Origin of the sequence: Paenarthrobacter sp. NPDC090520 (assembly GCF_044769205.1) — a bacterium.
Lineage (GTDB): Bacteria > Actinomycetota > Actinomycetes > Actinomycetales > Micrococcaceae > Arthrobacter.
Genome location: NZ_JBIVXM010000004.1, coordinates 71,104 through 87,917, shown reverse-complemented (window position 1 = coordinate 87,917; position 16,814 = coordinate 71,104). Strand labels below are relative to the sequence as shown.

18 protein-coding genes are annotated in these 16,814 nt (G+C 64.9%); 7 read left to right on the top strand and 11 right to left on the bottom strand.

The window, feature by feature from the left end:
- Window position 1: 1 nt before the first annotated feature.
- Window positions 2–1,063 carry an ABC transporter substrate-binding protein gene (locus ACIQTZ_RS06840; protein ID WP_402978762.1) on the bottom strand — a complete coding sequence of 354 codons (1,062 nt, stop codon included), beginning with the start codon at window positions 1,061–1,063 and terminating at the stop codon, window positions 2–4.
- Between the two features lie 380 nt (window positions 1,064–1,443).
- Between ACIQTZ_RS06840 and ACIQTZ_RS06835 the strand changes: the two genes are divergently transcribed.
- The 6 genes from ACIQTZ_RS06835 to ACIQTZ_RS06810 all read left to right on the top strand — a co-directional run bounded on the left by ACIQTZ_RS06835 (window position 1,444) and on the right by ACIQTZ_RS06810 (window position 5,637).
- Window positions 1,444–2,307 carry an HpcH/HpaI aldolase/citrate lyase family protein gene (locus tag ACIQTZ_RS06835; protein ID WP_400329021.1) on the top strand — a complete coding sequence of 288 codons (864 nt, stop codon included), beginning with the start codon at window positions 1,444–1,446 and terminating at the stop codon, window positions 2,305–2,307.
- A gap of 2 nt (window positions 2,308–2,309) precedes the next feature.
- Window positions 2,310–3,230, top strand: coding sequence for a DUF2797 domain-containing protein (locus tag ACIQTZ_RS06830; protein ID WP_402978759.1), 921 nt, complete (start codon window positions 2,310–2,312; stop codon window positions 3,228–3,230).
- A 31-nt stretch (window positions 3,231–3,261) separates the two neighbouring features.
- Window positions 3,262–3,486 (top strand): DUF3188 domain-containing protein, encoded by a 225-nt coding sequence (locus ACIQTZ_RS06825; protein WP_400329027.1) that lies wholly within the window; start codon window positions 3,262–3,264, stop codon window positions 3,484–3,486.
- A gap of 61 nt (window positions 3,487–3,547) precedes the next feature.
- Complete coding sequence (locus ACIQTZ_RS06820) at window positions 3,548–4,009, top strand: MaoC family dehydratase N-terminal domain-containing protein (protein WP_400329030.1); 462 nt, start codon at window positions 3,548–3,550, stop codon at window positions 4,007–4,009.
- Entirely contained in the window at window positions 4,009–4,443 is a 435-nt protein-coding gene (locus ACIQTZ_RS06815) for a MaoC family dehydratase (protein WP_402978756.1), read from the top strand. Before ACIQTZ_RS06820 ends, ACIQTZ_RS06815 begins: the two co-directional genes overlap by 1 nt.
- 126 nt (window positions 4,444–4,569) lie before the next feature.
- Entirely contained in the window at window positions 4,570–5,637 is a 1,068-nt protein-coding gene (locus tag ACIQTZ_RS06810) for a UDP-N-acetylmuramate dehydrogenase (RefSeq protein ID WP_402978753.1), read from the top strand.
- Window positions 5,638–5,657: 20 nt separating this feature from the next.
- Here the strand turns inward: ACIQTZ_RS06810 and ACIQTZ_RS06805 are convergent, their stop codons facing one another.
- Window positions 5,658–6,137: a hypothetical protein gene (locus ACIQTZ_RS06805; RefSeq protein ID WP_397324305.1), complete on the bottom strand. Its 480-nt coding sequence runs from the start codon at window positions 6,135–6,137 to the stop codon at window positions 5,658–5,660.
- Window positions 6,138–6,223: 86 nt separating this feature from the next.
- Here ACIQTZ_RS06805 and ACIQTZ_RS06800 point away from each other — a divergent pair, with 86 nt between their 5' ends.
- Window positions 6,224–7,372: a winged helix DNA-binding domain-containing protein gene (locus ACIQTZ_RS06800; RefSeq protein WP_402978750.1), complete on the top strand. Its 1,149-nt coding sequence runs from the start codon at window positions 6,224–6,226 to the stop codon at window positions 7,370–7,372.
- 72 nt (window positions 7,373–7,444) lie between these two features.
- Here the strand turns inward: ACIQTZ_RS06800 and asd are convergent, their stop codons facing one another.
- The 9 genes from asd to mshD all read right to left on the bottom strand — a co-directional run bounded on the left by asd (window position 7,445) and on the right by mshD (window position 16,743).
- Window positions 7,445–8,587 carry an aspartate-semialdehyde dehydrogenase gene (gene asd / locus ACIQTZ_RS06795; RefSeq protein WP_402944700.1) on the bottom strand — a complete coding sequence of 381 codons (1,143 nt, stop codon included), beginning with the start codon at window positions 8,585–8,587 and terminating at the stop codon, window positions 7,445–7,447.
- A gap of 106 nt (window positions 8,588–8,693) precedes the next feature.
- Complete coding sequence (locus ACIQTZ_RS06790; protein WP_402979161.1) at window positions 8,694–8,915, bottom strand: NF038396 family protein; 222 nt, start codon at window positions 8,913–8,915, stop codon at window positions 8,694–8,696.
- A 19-nt stretch (window positions 8,916–8,934) separates the two neighbouring features.
- A complete protein-coding gene (locus ACIQTZ_RS06785; RefSeq protein WP_402978747.1) occupies window positions 8,935–9,534 on the bottom strand; it encodes a dihydrofolate reductase in 600 nt (199 codons plus the stop codon).
- Window positions 9,531–10,334 carry a thymidylate synthase gene (locus ACIQTZ_RS06780; protein ID WP_402978744.1) on the bottom strand — a complete coding sequence of 268 codons (804 nt, stop codon included), beginning with the start codon at window positions 10,332–10,334 and terminating at the stop codon, window positions 9,531–9,533. The genes ACIQTZ_RS06785 and ACIQTZ_RS06780 overlap by 4 nt, the downstream gene beginning before the upstream one ends.
- On the bottom strand, window positions 10,331–10,729 hold the full coding sequence (locus tag ACIQTZ_RS06775; RefSeq protein ID WP_402978741.1) for a GntR family transcriptional regulator: 399 nt from the start codon (window positions 10,727–10,729) through the stop codon (window positions 10,331–10,333). Before ACIQTZ_RS06775 ends, ACIQTZ_RS06780 begins: the two co-directional genes overlap by 4 nt.
- Window positions 10,726–12,375, bottom strand: a complete 1,650-nt coding sequence (locus ACIQTZ_RS06770; RefSeq protein WP_402978738.1) for a hypothetical protein — start codon at window positions 12,373–12,375, stop codon at window positions 10,726–10,728. Before ACIQTZ_RS06770 ends, ACIQTZ_RS06775 begins: the two co-directional genes overlap by 4 nt.
- A 65-nt stretch (window positions 12,376–12,440) precedes the next feature.
- Window positions 12,441–13,409 carry an NUDIX domain-containing protein gene (locus tag ACIQTZ_RS06765; RefSeq protein WP_402978735.1) on the bottom strand — a complete coding sequence of 323 codons (969 nt, stop codon included), beginning with the start codon at window positions 13,407–13,409 and terminating at the stop codon, window positions 12,441–12,443.
- Window positions 13,410–13,417: 8 nt separating this feature from the next.
- The gene (locus ACIQTZ_RS06760) at window positions 13,418–15,667 is read right to left on the bottom strand and encodes an RNA degradosome polyphosphate kinase (RefSeq protein ID WP_397324289.1); all 2,250 of its coding nucleotides are present in this window, start codon (window positions 15,665–15,667) and stop codon (window positions 13,418–13,420) included.
- Between the two features lie 104 nt (window positions 15,668–15,771).
- Entirely contained in the window at window positions 15,772–16,743 is a 972-nt protein-coding gene (gene mshD, locus ACIQTZ_RS06755) for a mycothiol synthase (protein WP_400329058.1), read from the bottom strand.
- Window positions 16,744–16,814 lie beyond the last annotated feature (71 nt).

The window sequence follows — 16,814 nt, the reverse complement described above, 5'->3', positions numbered from 1 at the left end:
GCTATCCCTTCGTCGTTCCGCTGGAAGCCGTGGCGCTGGCCGCAGGCTGCTTGGCAAGATCGTTGAAGTCGTTGGTGTAGTACTTGGACGGCGTCAGGTTGCCCTTCACGATTCCCGAAGAATTCAGCCATGCCTCCCAGCGGGTGAAGTCCTCGTCCTTGATCACGCCGTTGTCCGGCACGCCCGGGCTCTTCCAGTACTTGAGGTTGGCCGTGCTTTCGTTGCGTCCACGGTTTTCGATGATCTTGGTGAAGCGCGCGATCACTTCCTCCCGCGGTGTTTCCGTGGCCCACTTCAGGGCTTTGGCAATGGCAGTGGTGAACTCGCGGGTGGTGTTCGGGTTCTTTTCGATGAAGTCGTTCCGGAGCACGATCTGGCCGCCGGCGAACGTGCCGAACAGTTCGTAGTCGTTGAACAGGGACCGCAGCCCGCCGGCTTCGATCGCCCGGTCCTGCAGCACGCCGCCCAGTGTTCCGGCATCCACCTGTCCGCGACGAATGGCTTCCTCGGTGTCGTTCGGTGGCAGCGGCACCAGCTGGACCTGCTTGATGTCGTCTTGGCTGAGGCCGTTCTTGGTGAGGTAGGTGTTGATGACGGCCTCGTGGTGGGCGCCCAGGGTGTTGACGGCGATTTTCTTGCCGATCAGGTCGCGGGGTCCTTTGATGTCGCTGTCGGCTTTGACGTAGTAGCCACTGAAGTTCTTGGCGTCTGCGCCGTAGTAGTTGATGACGCCCTTCACCGGGGCACCGGCTTCGATGAGCTTGGTCACCGCGCCGGTGAACGCCCCGCCAAAGTCGGTCTGGTTGGTCGCCGCCGACTGGATGTCCTGCGGACCACTGGTGGTGTTGCCCACCCAGTTAAGCTTGATGTCTCCCAGATAGCCCAGGTCCGCGGCGAGCTCTGGGAACGTGACTTGGTTGGCCCAGCCCTGGTAGCGGAGTTCCTTGACTTCGGGACCCGCCTGGCTGGCTTGACCGGCGTCGGCTGAACCGCCGCAGCCGCTCACCGTCAGCGCTAGTACGACGGCGGCCGCGACGCTCAGGAGGGGCAGTTGCAGTTTCATGGGAGCTACTTTCGGGTGGTTGGTTTGTGGTTGGGGAAGCCATCTGCGAAACGGCTTGGGAACGATGAAAGCCCATTTCGACGGCGGCAGGGAAGCGATCCGGTAACGGCCGGAAACGCGGGGAAACAGCGGGCAACGCAATGAAATCCGGGGCCACCGGAGGCAACGGGAAGACACAAAGTCCTCTGGTTGAGCCGCGTGAAGGCTGTGTTCCGCGAGGTGACGTCCGGCGACAGACAGGACCAAAGCGACTGGCCAGTACCGGCGTCGGGCAGTCATACTGCGGGACCCCACAGCAATATGGGGTTTAGTTCGTATTGATCCTCACAACCGGGCGCAATTCTTCGCCCCGCGGGCCGGTGGGCGGATACGGTAGATACATGACGTCTAGCATCGCCGCCGAGTCCGTTCGGCCTACCCGCAACATTCCTGCCGATATCGCCCGTTCCTGGCTCCTCGTGAACGCCATGAAGACGGAGCTTTTTGACGAATCGGCGGGCTCGCGTGCAGACGCCATCATCCTTGACATCGAAGATGCCGTTGACCCGTCCCAGAAGGACAAGGCCCGCGAGAACGTGGTGAACTGGCTGGCCAACGGCGGCCAGGCCTGGGTCCGCATTAACGACGCCACCAGCCCGTTCTGGGCCGACGACCTCGCAGGCCTGCGCGGCACCCCCGGCCTGCTCGGCGTGATGCTGGCCAAGACCGAATCCGCGGACCAGGTCACCGAGTCTTACCACCGCATGGACGGCAAGACCCCCGTGATCGCGCTGGTGGAGTCCGCCCTCGGCATCGAAGAGGCCAACCACATTGCCCGCGCCCAGGGTGCGTTCCGCCTGGCGTTCGGTTCGGGCGACTTCCGTCGCGATACCGGGATGGCGGCAACCCCGGAGGCCATGGCCTACCCGCGTGCCAAGCTCGTGGTCGCCAGCCGCGTGGGCAACCTGCCGGGTCCGATTGATGGCCCCACCGTGGGCACCAACCACCCGATCCTGCGCGAGCAGACCGGCATCACCGTGACCATGGGCATGACCGGCAAGCTGTGCCTGGCCATCGACCAGACCACGGTCATCAACGAGGTCATCAGCCCCACGCCGTCCGATGTCGCCTGGGCCACCGACTTCATGAACGACTTCGAAGCCAACGGCCGCGTGATCCGCGACGGCTCGGACCTCCCGCGCCTGGGCCGTGCCGAGAAGATCATGAAGCTCGCGGTGGCCTTCGGGGTCCAGCCTTCGCTGTAGGCATGCTCGTCCACGGCGTCGTCTGGGACTCGTCCTCCCCAGCGTTGCGCCTCCACACTCCTGCCGGGGAGTTCACTGACGTTGCGTTGGCCCAGGGATCATCCCTGGGCCTGCGCGTTATCGCGGGTCTGTGGTGCCTCGGCCACGTCAAAGTGCATGGGCCAGGAGAGCGGACCCACGTTCCCTGCCGCAGTTCTTCCCCCGCCGAACGAGGCAAACAGTGTGGCGCCTGCTTTGCCAAGGACGATTCCCGGCTCATGCACGACTTCCACCGCGGCGGTTCCGTCCCGCCCGGGCTTCGGGCCTACCTCATGCAGCCGCACTGGCTCTACGTCGCCACGTTCGCCAACGGCGCCACCAAGGTAGGGACGGCCTCTGCCCCACGGAAGTGGAACCGGCTCGCCGAGCAAGGAGCCGTTCACGCCTCCTACGTTGCTAACGCCGAGGACGGCCGGATCGTCCGTGTACTCGAAGACCTCGTGACGCGGGACCTGGGACTCGTCCAGCAAGTCCGCTCCGCTGCCAAGGCGACCTCGCTCGTGGAGCCGCGTCCCGGCGTCGAACTCCAAGCGATCAACCGGAAGCAGGCCGCCAGCGTGCGGGAATTGCTGGGTGGCTTGGCCATGACCGGTTACACGGTTGTGGAGGAAGAGTGGGAGCGCCCTGCTTTGGCCGACCGGCTGTGTGACGCCCGCGCCTCCGGCGCCATCCGCCACGCCTACCCTGCAACGTTCGACGACGGCGGTCACGGACTGCGGGTCCGCTCGCTGTCAGGGGCTATCGCCTTGGCCGGGCTCCCGGACGCTGCCGGAGTTGAGGTGGAGGGCAGCTTCGTCGCTGACCTCGGAGCGCTGAAGGGACGCAGGATCGAACTCGGCCGGCACGTCACGGAGATCCCCGCGCTGCAGGACTCCCTGTTCTAAGGCGTTGAGTGGCCGCCGGTAGACTTGGACGGTGCTGAACGAATTCTGGGCCTCTGCCTCCACCGGGTACAAAGCGCTGGTCTTCAGCGCCATGGGGCTGATCGCCGTCGGACTGATCCTCTCGATCGCAGGCAATACCTCCGGAAACCAAGGCCTCGCGCTGGCCTCGCTGCCCGTCATTGGCCTGGGCCTGGTGCTCCACGTAGTGGGCCTGGTGGTCCGCGGCCAGAAGATCCGCAAGAGCTACAAGAAATAACCGCTTCATCAGGCGGTATCGGCGCTGCATCCGGCAGTGGCTGGCCGATAGGGTTGGAACCATGAGTATCAATCCGGACCTGCAGGGCCGAAGCTACCCTGCCGCAGAGGTTTACGACGTTGGCCGTGAAAAGATCCGCGAGTTCGCGAAGGCCGTGAAAGCCACCAACCCCGCGCACTTCGACGTAGAAACGGCGCGCGCCTTGGGCCACCGCGACCTCGTTGCGCCGCCGACGTTCGCCATTATCATTGCCCAGCGCGCCGACGCCCAACTGGTGGAAGACCCCGAGGCGGGGATCGACTTCTCCCGCGTGGTCCACGCCGACCAGCGTTTCACGCACCACCGCGCCATCGTGGCCGGCGACCGGCTGGTGGCCGAGCTCCATGTGGACGGTGTCCGCGCCATGGGCGGCGGTGCCATGATTACCACGCGTTCGGAAATCTATGCTCTGACCGACGGCGACGACCGTGAGAAGGTAGCCACTACCACCTCATCCATCCTGGTCCGCGGAGAGGGACAGTAATGCCAAAGTTCGAAGACCTGTCAGTCGGCCAGGAAATTGGCTCCACAAGCATCGAGGTCACGCGCCAGGACCTGGTCAAGTACGCCGGGGCATCCGGTGACTTCAACCCGATCCACTGGAACGAAGCCTTCGCCACCTCCGTGGAACTTCCGGGCGTCATCGCACACGGCATGTTCACCATGGGCTCCGCAGTTCAGCTCGTGAGCGACTGGGCAGGCGACCCTGCCGCCGTCGTCGATTACCAGACCCGCTTTACCAAGCCCGTCCTGGTCACCGACACCACCGGTACCACTGAGGCGGGAGCCGTCATTGACGTCACCGGCGTGGTTGGCGCGCTCGACGCCGAGGCCGGCACCGCCCGCATCGACCTGACCGTGGTTGCCGCCGGGCAGAAGGTCCTCATGAAATCCCAGGCGGTTGTGAAGGTCGCCTGACCCAGCGCCATACTGCAACGCAGCGGCGCGCCACCACGGCAGGAATGTCGAGGTGGCGCGCCGCGGTTGTTGCCTCCTGCGCAGCCAGCGGCGGGGCGGGCTGCCAATCCCCGCTAGGCTTGATGGGTGACCCAGACGCTGCTTTCCGAACTGACCACGGCTGCTGTCGGCGGCCCCGCAGGTACCTATGTGGAGGCCCGTACCGAGGCTGAGATCATCGACGCCGTCCGGTCGGCTGACGCTGCGGGGGGGAAGCTGCTGATCATCGGCGGCGGCTCCAACCTCCTCGTTTCGGATGCGGGCTACCCCGGGACGGTCCTCAAGATCGCCTCCGAGGGGTTCGCGGTGGACTCCGAGGACAGCTGCGGGGGAGTGTCCCTGGTGGTCCAGGCCGGCCACAACTGGGATGCCCTGGTTGAATACACCGTCCTGCATGCCTGGTCCGGCCTCGAAGCATTGTCCGGGATTCCCGGTGCCACGGGCGCTACGCCCGTCCAGAACGTGGGTGCCTACGGTGCCGATGTCTCGCAGACCATCGCCTCGGTCCGTACTTGGGACCGCGAACGCCATGCCGTCCAGACTTTCACCTCTTCCGAGCTGAAGTTTGGCTACCGTGATTCCATCCTCAAGCAGACCACTGTGGAGGGCTCGCCGCGATACGTGGTGCTGACGGTCGAATTCCAGCTGGCACTGGGCAGGATGAGTGCTCCGATCCGCTACGCCGAGCTGGCCCGCGTCCTCGGAGTTGAGGTGGGCAAACGTGCCTACGCCAACGATGTCCGCCGCGAAGTCCTGAAGCTCAGGGCGTCCAAGGGAATGGTCCTGGACGCTGATGACCGTGACACCTTCTCCACGGGCTCGTTCTTCACCAACCCGATCGTGCCGGCCGAGCAGGCTGCGCAGTTGCCGGAGAACGCGCCCAAATACCCGGCGGGGAAGGATGGGCTGGTGAAGCTTTCCGCGGCTTGGTTGATTGACCAAGCGGGATTCACCAAGGGGTTCGGCCTGGAGGAGTCGAGTGTTTCCGGTGGCCGGGCCTCCCTGTCCACCAAGCACACCCTGGCCATCACCAACCGCGGCTCAGCCCGTGCCGCTGACATGGTGGCGATCGCACGCGAGGTGCGTGCCGGCGTCGTGGACCGCTTCGGAATCGAGCTCCACCCGGAGCCGCTGCTCATTGGGGTAGAGCTCTAGGCTTTCCGGAAGGTTGGGCGTCAGCGGACGCGTCGCTCCGCGATGGGCAGAACCTTGTTGAGCAGCAGGAAGGTCAGGCCACAACTGACTGCCCCTAGCAGGAAGATCTGGCTGAAGGCGATGCTCTGCGGCGACGGGCCGCTCGGGAGGAAAAGCCCGGCCGTGGCAAAACCCACCAAGCCGAGCATCATGACGATGGAACCCAGCAGGAAACTGCGGACCTGCGCCGCGGCGGCAGGGTAGAACCATGGTTCGGGGGCGTCGTCGTCGCGGTCCGATACTGGCTGGCTCACGGCAGCTGTGCCAATCAGGAGGGCAGCCGCGGCTGTGGCAACGAGTCCCGCCAGCTGGATTCCCTGCATGGAGGGGGACAGACTCACTCCCGTGCCGACGGCAACGATGAGTCCGGCGCCGAGCCCAATGGCGGTGCAGCACCAACCGGCGGCGGCGAGCCAACGGCTGAGCGGCCGCACCAGAGGGGCAAGATCACCAAAAAGCATGTAGCCATCCTAGGAAACGGTTCTGGAAGGCCGCTGGGAGGCGCGGCAAGGTTCCCTGTGCCCCCGGGCGGCCCATAGGATGAAGCATGCCTGCGAAGCCGCTTTCCTCCAGCACGCTGTCCGTCCGGCCGCAGGTCATGGGCCGTTTACGCCTGGTGAGCCAAGGACTGCTGGGCGGCGGGTTTCCTTCCGTGCCCGATGCTGTCCGCTGGATGACGGCCATGCAGGCGCAGGACCTTGGCCACGCACTGTGGGCCGTGGGACAGCGGGTGCCCGGGACAGCGGCCTCCCACGTCCGGGCCGCCCTGGACGCCGGAACCATCGTCCGTTCGTGGCCCATGCGCGGCACACTGCACCTGTTGGCGCCCGAAGATCTTCGCTGGATTCTTGCCATCACCCGTCCGCGACTCTTGAAGTCGTTGACCGGCCGGCACCGCGAACTGGCCATCACCCCGGACGACATCAGCCACGCCAGGGACATCGCACTGAAGACCTTGGAGGCCCTGAAGAGCTCTGATGGGACCATCGGTGCCAGCCGGGAACAGCTCTTCGCAGCCTTTGGGGAAGCCGGACAGGTCACCACGGGGCAACGCGGAATCCACCTCCTGGGCAGCCTGTGCCAGGAGGCATGGCTGGTCCAAGGTCCAATGGCGGGGAGCAACGGAAAGGTGGGCGTCCAGCAACTGTTCGTGCCTTTCGACCAGTGGGTCAAGGAATCCCGTGACCTGGCCCGGGAGGAAGGCATCGCCGAGCTGCTGCTGCGGTACATCCGGGGCCATGGCCCGGCGACCATCCGCGATTTCGCCTGGTGGAGCCAGGTGCCGCTCACGGAGGCCCGGAAGGCACTGACTGCGGTGCAGGAGCAGATGGTGGAGCTGGCTTTCGACGGTACCAGCTATTGGCTCTCGCCAGAGACTGCCGCCATGCTCGACGCCGGTGTGCCCGGCTCCCGCTCGTTGCTGGCTCTCCCCGGCTTCGATGAGTACCTGCTCGGGTACCAGGACCGGAACCTGGTCCTGGATCCCGAGCACGCCGAATTGGTGGTCCCGGGCCGGAATGGTGTGTTCAAGCGCATCATCGTCTCCGGAGGCGTGGTGGTGGGGACGTGGGCGCGGACCGGCAGCGGGAAGGACGTGGGCGTGGTTCCGGAGCCCTTCCTCGGCGACCTCGGTCCAGCCGCAAGCCGCTCGTTCCAAGCGCAGGGCCGGGCGTTCGCGAAGTTCATGGCGGGCTGAGACGCCGAGAACCCGCCTTCCCGTCACTGGGCAGCAACGGAAAAGCGGGTTCAGGACGTGACGGCGGTGAGGCTAGAGCTTGCCCGTCACGATGTTCAGCATGCGGCGCAGCGGCTCTGCTGCGCCCCACAGGAGCTGGTCGCCCACGGTGAAGGCGCTGATGTACTCCGGGCCCATTTCGAGCTTGCGGATGCGTCCCACCGGGATGTCCAGGGTGCCTGAAGCGGCCACCGGGGTGAGGTCCGCCATGGAGGCTTCCTTGGTGTTGGGCACGACCTTGGCCCACTCGTTGTCCTTGGCCAGGAGGTTTTCGATCTCCGTGACGGACAGGTCTTCGCGGAGCTTCAGGGTCAGTGCCTGGGAGTGTGAACGCATGGCGCCGATGCGGACGCAGAGTCCGTCCATGGCAATGTGTTCCTTGCCCGCGGCGCCCTTGGCGGTGCCGAGGATCTTGTTGGTTTCCACACCGGCCTTCCACTCTTCCTTGGACTGCCCGTTGCCGAGGTCGGCGTCGATCCAGGGGATCAGGGAGCCGGCCAGCGGAACGCCGAACTGCGTTGCGTCAACGCCGGTGCGCTGGGTGGCGAGCACCTTGCGGTCGATCTCCAGGATGGCCGACGCGGGGTCATCGAGCTCGCTGCTGACCTCGTTGTTGAGGGTACCGAACTGGTTGAGCAGTTCGCGCATGTGGCGGGCGCCGCCGCCGGAAGCAGCCTGGTACGTCATGGACGTACCCCACTCCACGAGGTTGTTCTTGAACAGGCCGCCCAAGCCCATCAGCATGCAGGAAACCGTACAGTTACCGCCGATGAAGTCCTTCACGCCGCCGGAGAGCCCGGCATCGATGACGTCCCGGTTGATAGGGTCCAGCACGATGATCGAATCGTCGTTCATGCGCAGGGTGGAGGCAGCGTCGATCCACAAGCCGTCCCAGCCACGGTTGCGGAGTTCGCCGTGGACCTGCTTGGTGTAGTCGCCGCCCTGTGCGGTAACAATAATCGGCAGCTTGGCAAGCGTCTCAATATCGAACGCATCCTCGAGCTTGCCGGCCCCATCAGCGAAGGACGGGGCGGCACCTCCTGCGTTCGAGGTGGAGAAAAATACCGGGTTGATGTTGGCGAAGTCGTTCTCTTCCTGCATGCGGTGCATCAGGACGGAGCCGACCATGCCACGCCAACCGACCAGTCCAACGGACGGATTAGCTGCTGTAGTCATTCACCCAGTCTAAACTTTCGGACCCGCCCGCCGCTGTTGGTTACGTCACCCGCACAACGTACGACGACGGCCCGCACCGGAGCGCCCGGTGGCCCCGAAAGCGGGTCTACTGGCTGGCGTCGTGCTCCTGCAGGAGGGCCGTTTTCCGGGCCCGCAGCGCAAAGAAGGCGCCGAAGGCGAAAACCTGCGTGACTACCACGAGCACGATGATCCCCAGGATCTTGTTGCCACCCAGGATCATGGTCAACCCGACGATGGCCGAGAGCAGGGCGAAGAGCGGCAGCAGCATGTAGCCCAGCACAAAGAGGGTTTCGGGTTTCTTGAGCATTGCTTGCATGTCCTGGTTTCTAGTTCTCGGTCCGGCGCCACGTGGTGAACCGGTATTTCGTGCCATTGTTGGCGGTGAGCCAGCCCTCGGCCGGCGCCATGGTGTCAAACTTCCAGTCGTCGCCCAGTTCCGGAGCGAAGGTATCGCCGTCGAGCCCGGCATCGATGATGGTGATCACCGCAAGGTTGGCGATGCCCATGGACTGTTCGAAGATCTCTCCGCCGCCGATGATCCAGACCTTTTGGCCGCCGGGGGCGAATTGGGATTCCAGCAAGGCGGCGTCGAGGGAGGACACGACAGTGGCGCCTTCGGCCTCGGGAGTTGATGCCCACTCCTGGTTCCGGGTGACCACAATGTTGGTTCGTCCCGGCAGCGGCCGGTACTTGTCCGGGAAGGACTCCCAGGTCTTCCGGCCCATGATCACGGGGTGGCCCGTGGTGAGCTTGCTGAAGTGCTTCAGGTCTTCCGGCAGGTGCCAGGGCATGCTGCCGTCCTTGCCGATCACTCCGGCTTTGGTCTGTGCCCAGATCAGGCCGATGCCGGTCATGGCGGCGGCGGTCTCCTGGGTGAAGATGACGCCCGGAAGCTGGGCCGGGTTCTCTGGCGAAGGAGTGCTCATACGGCGATCGGTGCCTTGATGGTGGGGTGGTGCTGGTAGTTGACCACTTCGAAGTCGTCCAGCGTGTAGTCGAAGATCGAGTCCGGCTTCCGCAGGATGTTCAACTGCGGGTACTGGTACGGTTCGCGGCTGAGCTGTTCGGCCACTTGCTCCACGTGGTTGTCGTAGACGTGGACATCGCCGCCGGTCCAGACGAATTCGCCCGGTTCCAGGCCAAGTTGCTGGGCCACCATCCGCGTGAGCAAAGCGTAGGAGGCGATGTTGAACGGCACGCCCAGGAACGTGTCTGCCGAGCGCTGGTACAACTGGCAGGACAGCTTGCCGTCAGCCACGTAGAACTGGAAGAAGGCGTGACATGGCGGCAGCGCCATGTCCTTGAGTTCGGAGACGTTCCACGCGGAAACGATGTGCCTACGCGAGTCCGGGTTGGCTTCCAAGCCCTTCATGAGCTCGGAGATCTGGTCGATGTGGCCGCCATCGGGCGTGGGCCAACTGCGCCACTGCACACCGTACACCGGGCCGAGTTCGCCCTCGGCGTCAGCCCACTCGTCCCAGATGCTCACGCCCTGGTCCTGCATCCACTTGACGTTCGAATCGCCGCGCAGGAACCACAGGAGCTCGACTGCCACGGACTTGAAGTGGACCCGTTTGGTGGTGATGAGCGGAAAGCTCGCGCCCAGGTCAAAGCGCAGCTGGCGCCCGAAGACACTCCGGGTTCCGGTGCCTGTGCGGTCCGATTTGTGCGTGCCATTCGCCATGACGTCACGCAGAAGGTCTTCGTAAGGGGTGGGAATGCTCACGGTTCAAGCTTACTTGTTTGGGCCAGGCGGCCGCGCAGCAGATCGAGGAGCGTTTCGTCACTGACTCCCAGCGAACGCGCCCTTGAGATCACATCGTCGATGGCTGCCATCACCGCCGCATCAGCTCCCACCGGGCCGTGCGGCGCAGCAGGCGGGCCGACGACGACGGTCCCGTTCCGCCGTCGTGCTTCTATCAGGCCGGACTGCTCAAGTTCCCGATAGGCGCGTGCCACCGTTCCGGCGGCGATGCCGAGATCGGCGGCCAGGCTGCGCACGGTGGGCAGGCGGCTGCCGGGCGGCAAGACCCCCACGGCTATCAGCGAACTGAGTTGCCTGCGGATCTGTTCGTAGGGCGGGACGGGATCCGCGAGGTCGATGGTGATCCCGGCGGTCATGGCGTGGGCGTTTCCTGAGGGAAAGCGCTCCGGCGGGAGAGGTTCCGAAACAGGCTGCGGACGGGCGTGACGGCGACGGCAACGGAGGTGGCCAACAAGATGGCGCCGATGATGGGGGCGGGGCTCGGTCCCAGCCGATCGAACGCCGGGAAGAGCGCCGCCCATGCCTCGGCGTTTCCGAGCAGCATCAGTGCCGATTGTGCCAACAGGAAGGCAGCCAGAGTGCGGACGATCCGGTACATCGCGATGGCCCGCAGCGCAGCGTCGAGGCTGTCTTCGCCTGGAGCTTCCGGAAGACCTCGACGACGGCGGGTGGCCAGGATCGAGGCGGCCCCCACCAGCCCAACGCCCACCATGAGCAAAAGGGTGGAAGGCCACGTGGGTGGTCCAACCAGAAGCACTTCCCCCATGCCGGTCATGACGATGGTGACAAGAAAGACGGCCGCTGAGGCAAGGGCAAAGTAGAACAAACCCTTCGATACGGCTTGCCGGGGCCAATGCAAGGGAGCTTCGGGGTCGCCATAGTTGCGGGCGATCAACAGCTCGCCAGCAGCGACGGCCAGGAGGATCAACGTGGCGGTCACCGAGATAATGATGGCGGGGGTCAGCGGTCCTTGACCTTGTTTCGGATTGAAACCGAACCACATCCCCAGCGTCAGGAGCGGCAAGGCTCCAGCAATCCCCAGGCCGGCGCCAAGGGACACTGTCAGCTTCACCGCGCCATGTGTGGCTGGATCGGTTCGGAGGGAGCGGCCGCTCACGGCATTCTTGCTGGCAGCGAGCGAAGGGAGTTTGGGCACCCTCCACCACCACATGACCAGCAGGACAGCCACGTTGACCAGGCCTAGCACGTTGAACCACGACGATTGCCAGACGGCGCCTGGCGCCGGAAGGGTGGCGTAGTTCCCGGCGATGGCCGCCAGGCCCGCTGCGATGGTGGATACGGTTCGGAGCAGTCGGCTGGCTGCGATGGCCCGGAGAGACTTGTTGTCATCGCTGTCCAGGGTTTCCAGTTGGCGCCGTCTCGCCATGAGCAGCAGGACCAGCCATGTGCCGGCAGCGAGGACCAGCAAGGCGCCGCCGAGCCATCCTGCGAGTTCCGATCCAGCGATCCTGCCGTCCTGGCCCTGGCCGGTGTAGGTGGTCGTTCCCATGGGCGACGGGGGAGCTGGGGCAGGAAGCACGGGAGTGAAAGCGGGCAACGACGCGATCGATGCTATGGCGGCAGCCGCATAGGCAAAGATCAAGCCTGTGGTCCAAGCAAGTTTCCGGGGGAGGAAATCGCGAATCCTGCGGACGGCGAGCTCAGCGTACCTGCGGGGTGCTTTCGGTGCCGGGTAGCTCCACTGGCCCAGGGCATGGACCAGCAACACCGCGGCTACCGGCCAAGACAGAGCCGAAAGGAGCGCCTCCGAGGTGAAGGGCGCATTCGACGCTCCGGGATTGGCCCGGATGATGCCTGCGCTCATGGCACCCTGAAGGGAGCTGGCCATCCAGCCGATGATGCCCACCCACAATCCGTGCGATTCCACGGACGTGGAATCAGGGCTGGACCAGACCTGCACCCTGAGGAACAGGTAAACGAGGAGCGCGCCGATGACTGGAGCGAGCAACAGCAGAGGCGGCAGGTAGAAGGACACGGTCAAGACCCCCAAGTCTTCGAATCAATGTGTCAAGTATTTGATACAAAAACCCAAGGGGTCAAACTAGCTCAGTCGTCGAAGGGCTTGACCTGCTCCACGGACACCACTTTCCGTTCGCTGCCGCGGACCACTTGGCACACAATCACTTCGCCCGGGGTCAGGAAGGGATCTGAATCGGGCAGCAGCTTTCGCAGGGACCCGGACATGTGCAGGCCAAGTTGCTTCAGCACGGTTGGCAGGGCCGGACGATGCGTGCACACGGCGATGGGCACCTGCTTGTCGAAGAGGGCCTCCACCGCTGCCGCGGTCTTCTTCGGCGACCTGTCGTGGTTGTGTTCGGTAAGGGCTTCCACCAGTTTCACCTTGGCTCCGCTGGCCTTGGCATAGGGAGCGATGGTGGCGACGCAGCGCACCCACGGGCTGCTCACGATGCGCTGGGGTTTCCATCCCTGCAGGAGGCGCTGCACGGCAACGGCTTGCCGCTGCCCCGTGGCAGCCAAGGGACGGTCGCCTTCGGCCTTGGTCCACGACGATCGCGGCTTGGCCTTGGCATGGCGGATCAATACCAGCGGCCAGGTGTCGAGTTCTCCTTTGACGTGCGCTTTCTCCAGGTACTCGAGTGGCGCTACGTCCGAAGGGTTGCTCAGGAAGGTGGCCGCCCTGTCCGGGCTGCACCACATGACACTGTCCACTTCCTTGCCGTCCGGACGGAGAAGATCTCCATTAACCCGGACAGCCCAATAACGGACAACCTTGAGGCCGGCATTCACGTGGTAGTGGATGGGTGGCAAGGGGATGCCCAGGGTGGCATCCAGCCCAATCTCTTCACGCACTTCCCGGACGGCGCACTCCGGAACCGTCTCGCCGTCGTCGAGCTTTCCTTTGGGCCAGGACCAATCGTCGTAGCGTGGTCGATGGATGAGCAGCACTTCGAGGGCACCTTTGTTGATGCGCCAGGGAATGGCGCCGGCCGCCACGACGGCTACCGGTTCGCCCGGATGGTCCGTCTGGTCGGCCACGGGGGTATCGCTGTTCAACTCTTCCCTTACCGCCGCGCTGCTGCCCGCTGACGCGAACGCGAAGCCAGGAGCCAGGACTGCATATCCAGCAACGGTTCGCCGTTACCGTCCAGGTGGTGGCGGGTCCAGTGGCCTTGGTTGTCCAGATGCCAGCTGGCCGTACCGTCGTCCACGTAGCGGCGCATCAGGTCCAGGACCGTGTTCACATCGTCCTTGCTGGCGAGTTGGACCAACGCTTCCACACGCCTGTCGAGGTTGCGGTGCATCATGTCCGCGGAACCGATGTACACCACCGGGTCCCCGCCGTTCGCGAAGGCAAAGACACGGGAATGTTCGAGGAACCGGCCCAGGATGGAACGGACCGTAATGTTCTCGCTGAGCCCGGGAACGCCGGGCCGCAGCGAGCAGATGCCACGCACCACGACGTCTACCTTCACGCCCGCCTGGGACGCCCGGTAGAGGGAGTCGATGATGGCTTCGTCCACCATGGAGTTGACCTTGATCTGCACCCGGGCAGGTATACCTTTGCGGGCGTTGCGGATCTCCGTCTCGATCCGGTCCACCAGGCCGGAACGTACCGAACGCGGTGCCACGAGGAGCCGCTTGAACGTGGACTTCGGGGCGTAGCCGGAAAGCTGGTTGAAGAGCTTGGAGAGGTCCTCGCCCACCTGCTCATTGGACGTCAGCAGGCCCAGGTCCTCGTAGTAGCGGGCCGTGCGCGGATGGTAGTTGCCCGTCCCGATGTGGCAATAGCGCCGCAGTCCGTCCACTTCCTGGCGGACCACCAGGGACAATTTGCAGTGGGTTTTGAGCCCCACGATGCCGTACACCACGTGTACGCCGGCCTGCTCGAGCTTTCGCGCCCAGGAAATGTTGGCTTGCTCGTCGAAACGTGCCTTGATCTCCACGAGGGCCAGTACCTGCTTGCCGGCCTCGGCAGCATCGATCAGGGCGTCCACGATCGGGGAGTCGCCTGAGGTCCGGTACAGGGTCTGCTTGATGGCCTGGACCTTGGGGTCGGCAGCAGCCTGCTCAAGGAACGCCTGGACCGAAGTGGAGAACGAGTCGTAGGGGTGGTGCAGCAGGATGTCGCGGCGGCGCATTGCGGCGAACACGTTGGCGGCCTTGGACGTCTCGGATTCGTTCAGGTACCGGGACGTGTGCGGAACGTGCTTGGGGTAGTGCAGGTCCGGGCGGTCGATACCGCCGATGACCGAGAGGCCCCGGAGGTCCAGCGGAGCCGGGACGGAGTAGACCTCGGATTCGTCCACGCCGAGTTCGCGGACCAGCAGCGCACGGATGTTCGGGTTGATGTCCGTGGTGACTTCAAGGCGCACGGGCGGGCCGAAACGGCGGCGCAGGAGTTCCTTCTCCAGTGCCTGCAGCAGGTTCTCGGCGTCGTCTTCTTCCACCTCGACGTCTTCGTTGCGGGTGACGCGGAAGGTGTGGTGCTCCAGGACCTCCATGCCGGGGAAGAGCTTGTCCAGGTGGACGGCAATGAGTTCTTCAAGGGCGATGAAGCGGGCCACGCGGCCGGGAACTGCACCGGCGCGGGGTCCGTCCACCGAGATGAGCCGCGGGAGCTGGTCCGGAACCTTCACACGCGCAAAGAGTTCCTTTTCGCTGACCGGGTTGCTCACGATCACGGCCAGGTTCAGGGACAGGCCCGAGATGTACGGGAAGGGGTGTGCCGGATCCACAGCCAGGGGAGTGAGGATGGGGAACACCTTCTCCTGGAACATGAGGCTGAGGCGGTGCCGGGCCTCTTCGTCGAGCTCGTTCCAGTGCATGATGTGGATGTGCTCGTAGGCCAGGGCAGGGCGGATCTGCTCGGCGAAGACGCGGGCGTGGCGTTCCTGGAGCTTGTGGGCTTCCTCGCCGATCTGTTCAAGAACCTCTATGGGGCTGAGCCCGGCAGGGGAGGGGACGGCCAGGCCCGTGGCGATGCGGCGCTTGAGGCCGGCCACGCGGACCATGAAGAACTCGTCCAGGTTGGAGGCAAAGATGGAAAGGAAGTTGACCCGCTCCAACAGGAAGAGGTCCGGATCTTCGGCGAGTTCCAGGACGCGCGAGTTGAACGCCAGCCAGCTGAGTTCGCGGTCGAGGAACCGGTCCGGCGAAATGTCGCCTTCGGGCTCCAGGCTCGGGGCGAACTCCGGAATGTCAATGCGATCCTGGGTGGCCCGTGCGGCGGGCACTTCCGATGAGCCGAAGCGCGCGGGCAGCGTGGCGCCCTTTGAGGTGGATCCGGCGGTGCCGACGGGGTCCGGCTGCATGGGTTTCTCCTAAGCTCAGGACTGGGGTTTCCTCCCACATTACAAGCAATTGGGCGGCTCGAATCGATGATGTCCAGCCCTTTCCGGCAGATGGACGCTCGTGGTTAATTTTTGGTTAACGGTCCATACAAAACGTCCGTGTCCCAGCGGACGAAGCCCAGTTTTTGGTATAGGGCCACGGCGGCTTCATTGTCCGCGTCCACGTACAGCATGACCGCGTGGAGGTCCTGGTCCTGGAGGTGCCGGATGCCCGCCACAGTGAGTGCCTTACCGAGCCCGAGCCCCTGTGCTTCCGGCGTGACACCCACGACGTAGACCTCACCGATCGCCGGGTGGGCTCCCTGCCGTGGATGAACTTTGGTCCAGTGGTAACCCAGGAGTTCCCCGCCGGCGTTTACGGCGAGAAGGAAGCCCTCGGGGTCGAACCAGTCCTCGGCCTCGCGTGCCTGCACATCTGCCAGCGTCATTGAGCCCTGCTCCGGATGGTGCGCGAAAGCGGCGCGGTTGGCAGCCAGCCAGGCTTGCTCATCCTGACCCGGCACGAAGGCGCGCAGCGAAACATCCGGCGGCAGGACGACGTCGGGCAGTGCTGCGGTGGAGGACATCAGCCGCATCTTCCGCAGCTCCCGGACCGGGCCGTAACCGAAGCGCGCGGCCAGTTCGGCGGCTGCCTCGTGGTTGCCGTGGGACCACGCCGTCAGGCCTGCGAAGCCGCGCTTTTCCTGGAGTGCCGCCAGGAGGCGGCCCGCTACGCCCTGGTTCCGGTAACTGGGGTGCACGGCCAGTTCCAGGACGCCGCTCCCGTCGGGCGCTTCAACGACGACGGCGATGCCGGCGAGGTCGTCCGCGGTGGACGGATCCGAATCTTCATCGGGTGCATAGAGTGCCAAGGAAAGGAGGGCATGTCCGCCGCCGTCCGCGCCGCGCAAGGTGACCAGCGTCTGCTCCGAGAGCGGGGGATTCCCGTCCGACTCGCCGGCAGCAGCCGCGAGCGTGCTGAAGTCCTTGAAGAGTCCGGGGTCAAGTGCGCCGGTGACGTGCAGTACGGGCCAGTTCTCGGGGTGCGCGTGACTCATGATGCAAGGCTATACGCCCGGGGCAAGCCCCGCGATTTGGCATGCCCGGCCAACAGGGGTAGTCTCGTTAT

Coding starts and splice junctions, on each gene's coding strand:
- ACIQTZ_RS06815 (WP_402978756.1), top strand. CDS start 4,009: ATGCCAAAGTTCGAAGACCTGTCAGTCGGCCAGGAAATTGGCTCCACA.
- ACIQTZ_RS06800 (WP_402978750.1), top strand. CDS start 6,224: ATGCCTGCGAAGCCGCTTTCCTCCAGCACGCTGTCCGTCCGGCCGCAG.
- ACIQTZ_RS06775 (WP_402978741.1), bottom strand. CDS start 10,729: ATGACCGCCGGGATCACCATCGACCTCGCGGATCCCGTCCCGCCCTAC.
- ACIQTZ_RS06835 (WP_400329021.1), top strand. CDS start 1,444: ATGACGTCTAGCATCGCCGCCGAGTCCGTTCGGCCTACCCGCAACATT.
- ACIQTZ_RS06785 (WP_402978747.1), bottom strand. CDS start 9,534: ATGAGCACTCCTTCGCCAGAGAACCCGGCCCAGCTTCCGGGCGTCATC.
- ACIQTZ_RS06790 (WP_402979161.1), bottom strand. CDS start 8,915: ATGCTCAAGAAACCCGAAACCCTCTTTGTGCTGGGCTACATGCTGCTG.
- asd (WP_402944700.1), bottom strand. CDS start 8,587: ATGACTACAGCAGCTAATCCGTCCGTTGGACTGGTCGGTTGGCGTGGC.
- ACIQTZ_RS06820 (WP_400329030.1), top strand. CDS start 3,548: ATGAGTATCAATCCGGACCTGCAGGGCCGAAGCTACCCTGCCGCAGAG.
- ACIQTZ_RS06805 (WP_397324305.1), bottom strand. CDS start 6,137: ATGCTTTTTGGTGATCTTGCCCCTCTGGTGCGGCCGCTCAGCCGTTGG.
- ACIQTZ_RS06830 (WP_402978759.1), top strand. CDS start 2,310: ATGCTCGTCCACGGCGTCGTCTGGGACTCGTCCTCCCCAGCGTTGCGC.
- mshD (WP_400329058.1), bottom strand. CDS start 16,743: ATGAGTCACGCGCACCCCGAGAACTGGCCCGTACTGCACGTCACCGGC.
- ACIQTZ_RS06840 (WP_402978762.1), bottom strand. CDS start 1,063: ATGAAACTGCAACTGCCCCTCCTGAGCGTCGCGGCCGCCGTCGTACTA.
- ACIQTZ_RS06760 (WP_397324289.1), bottom strand. CDS start 15,667: ATGCAGCCGGACCCCGTCGGCACCGCCGGATCCACCTCAAAGGGCGCC.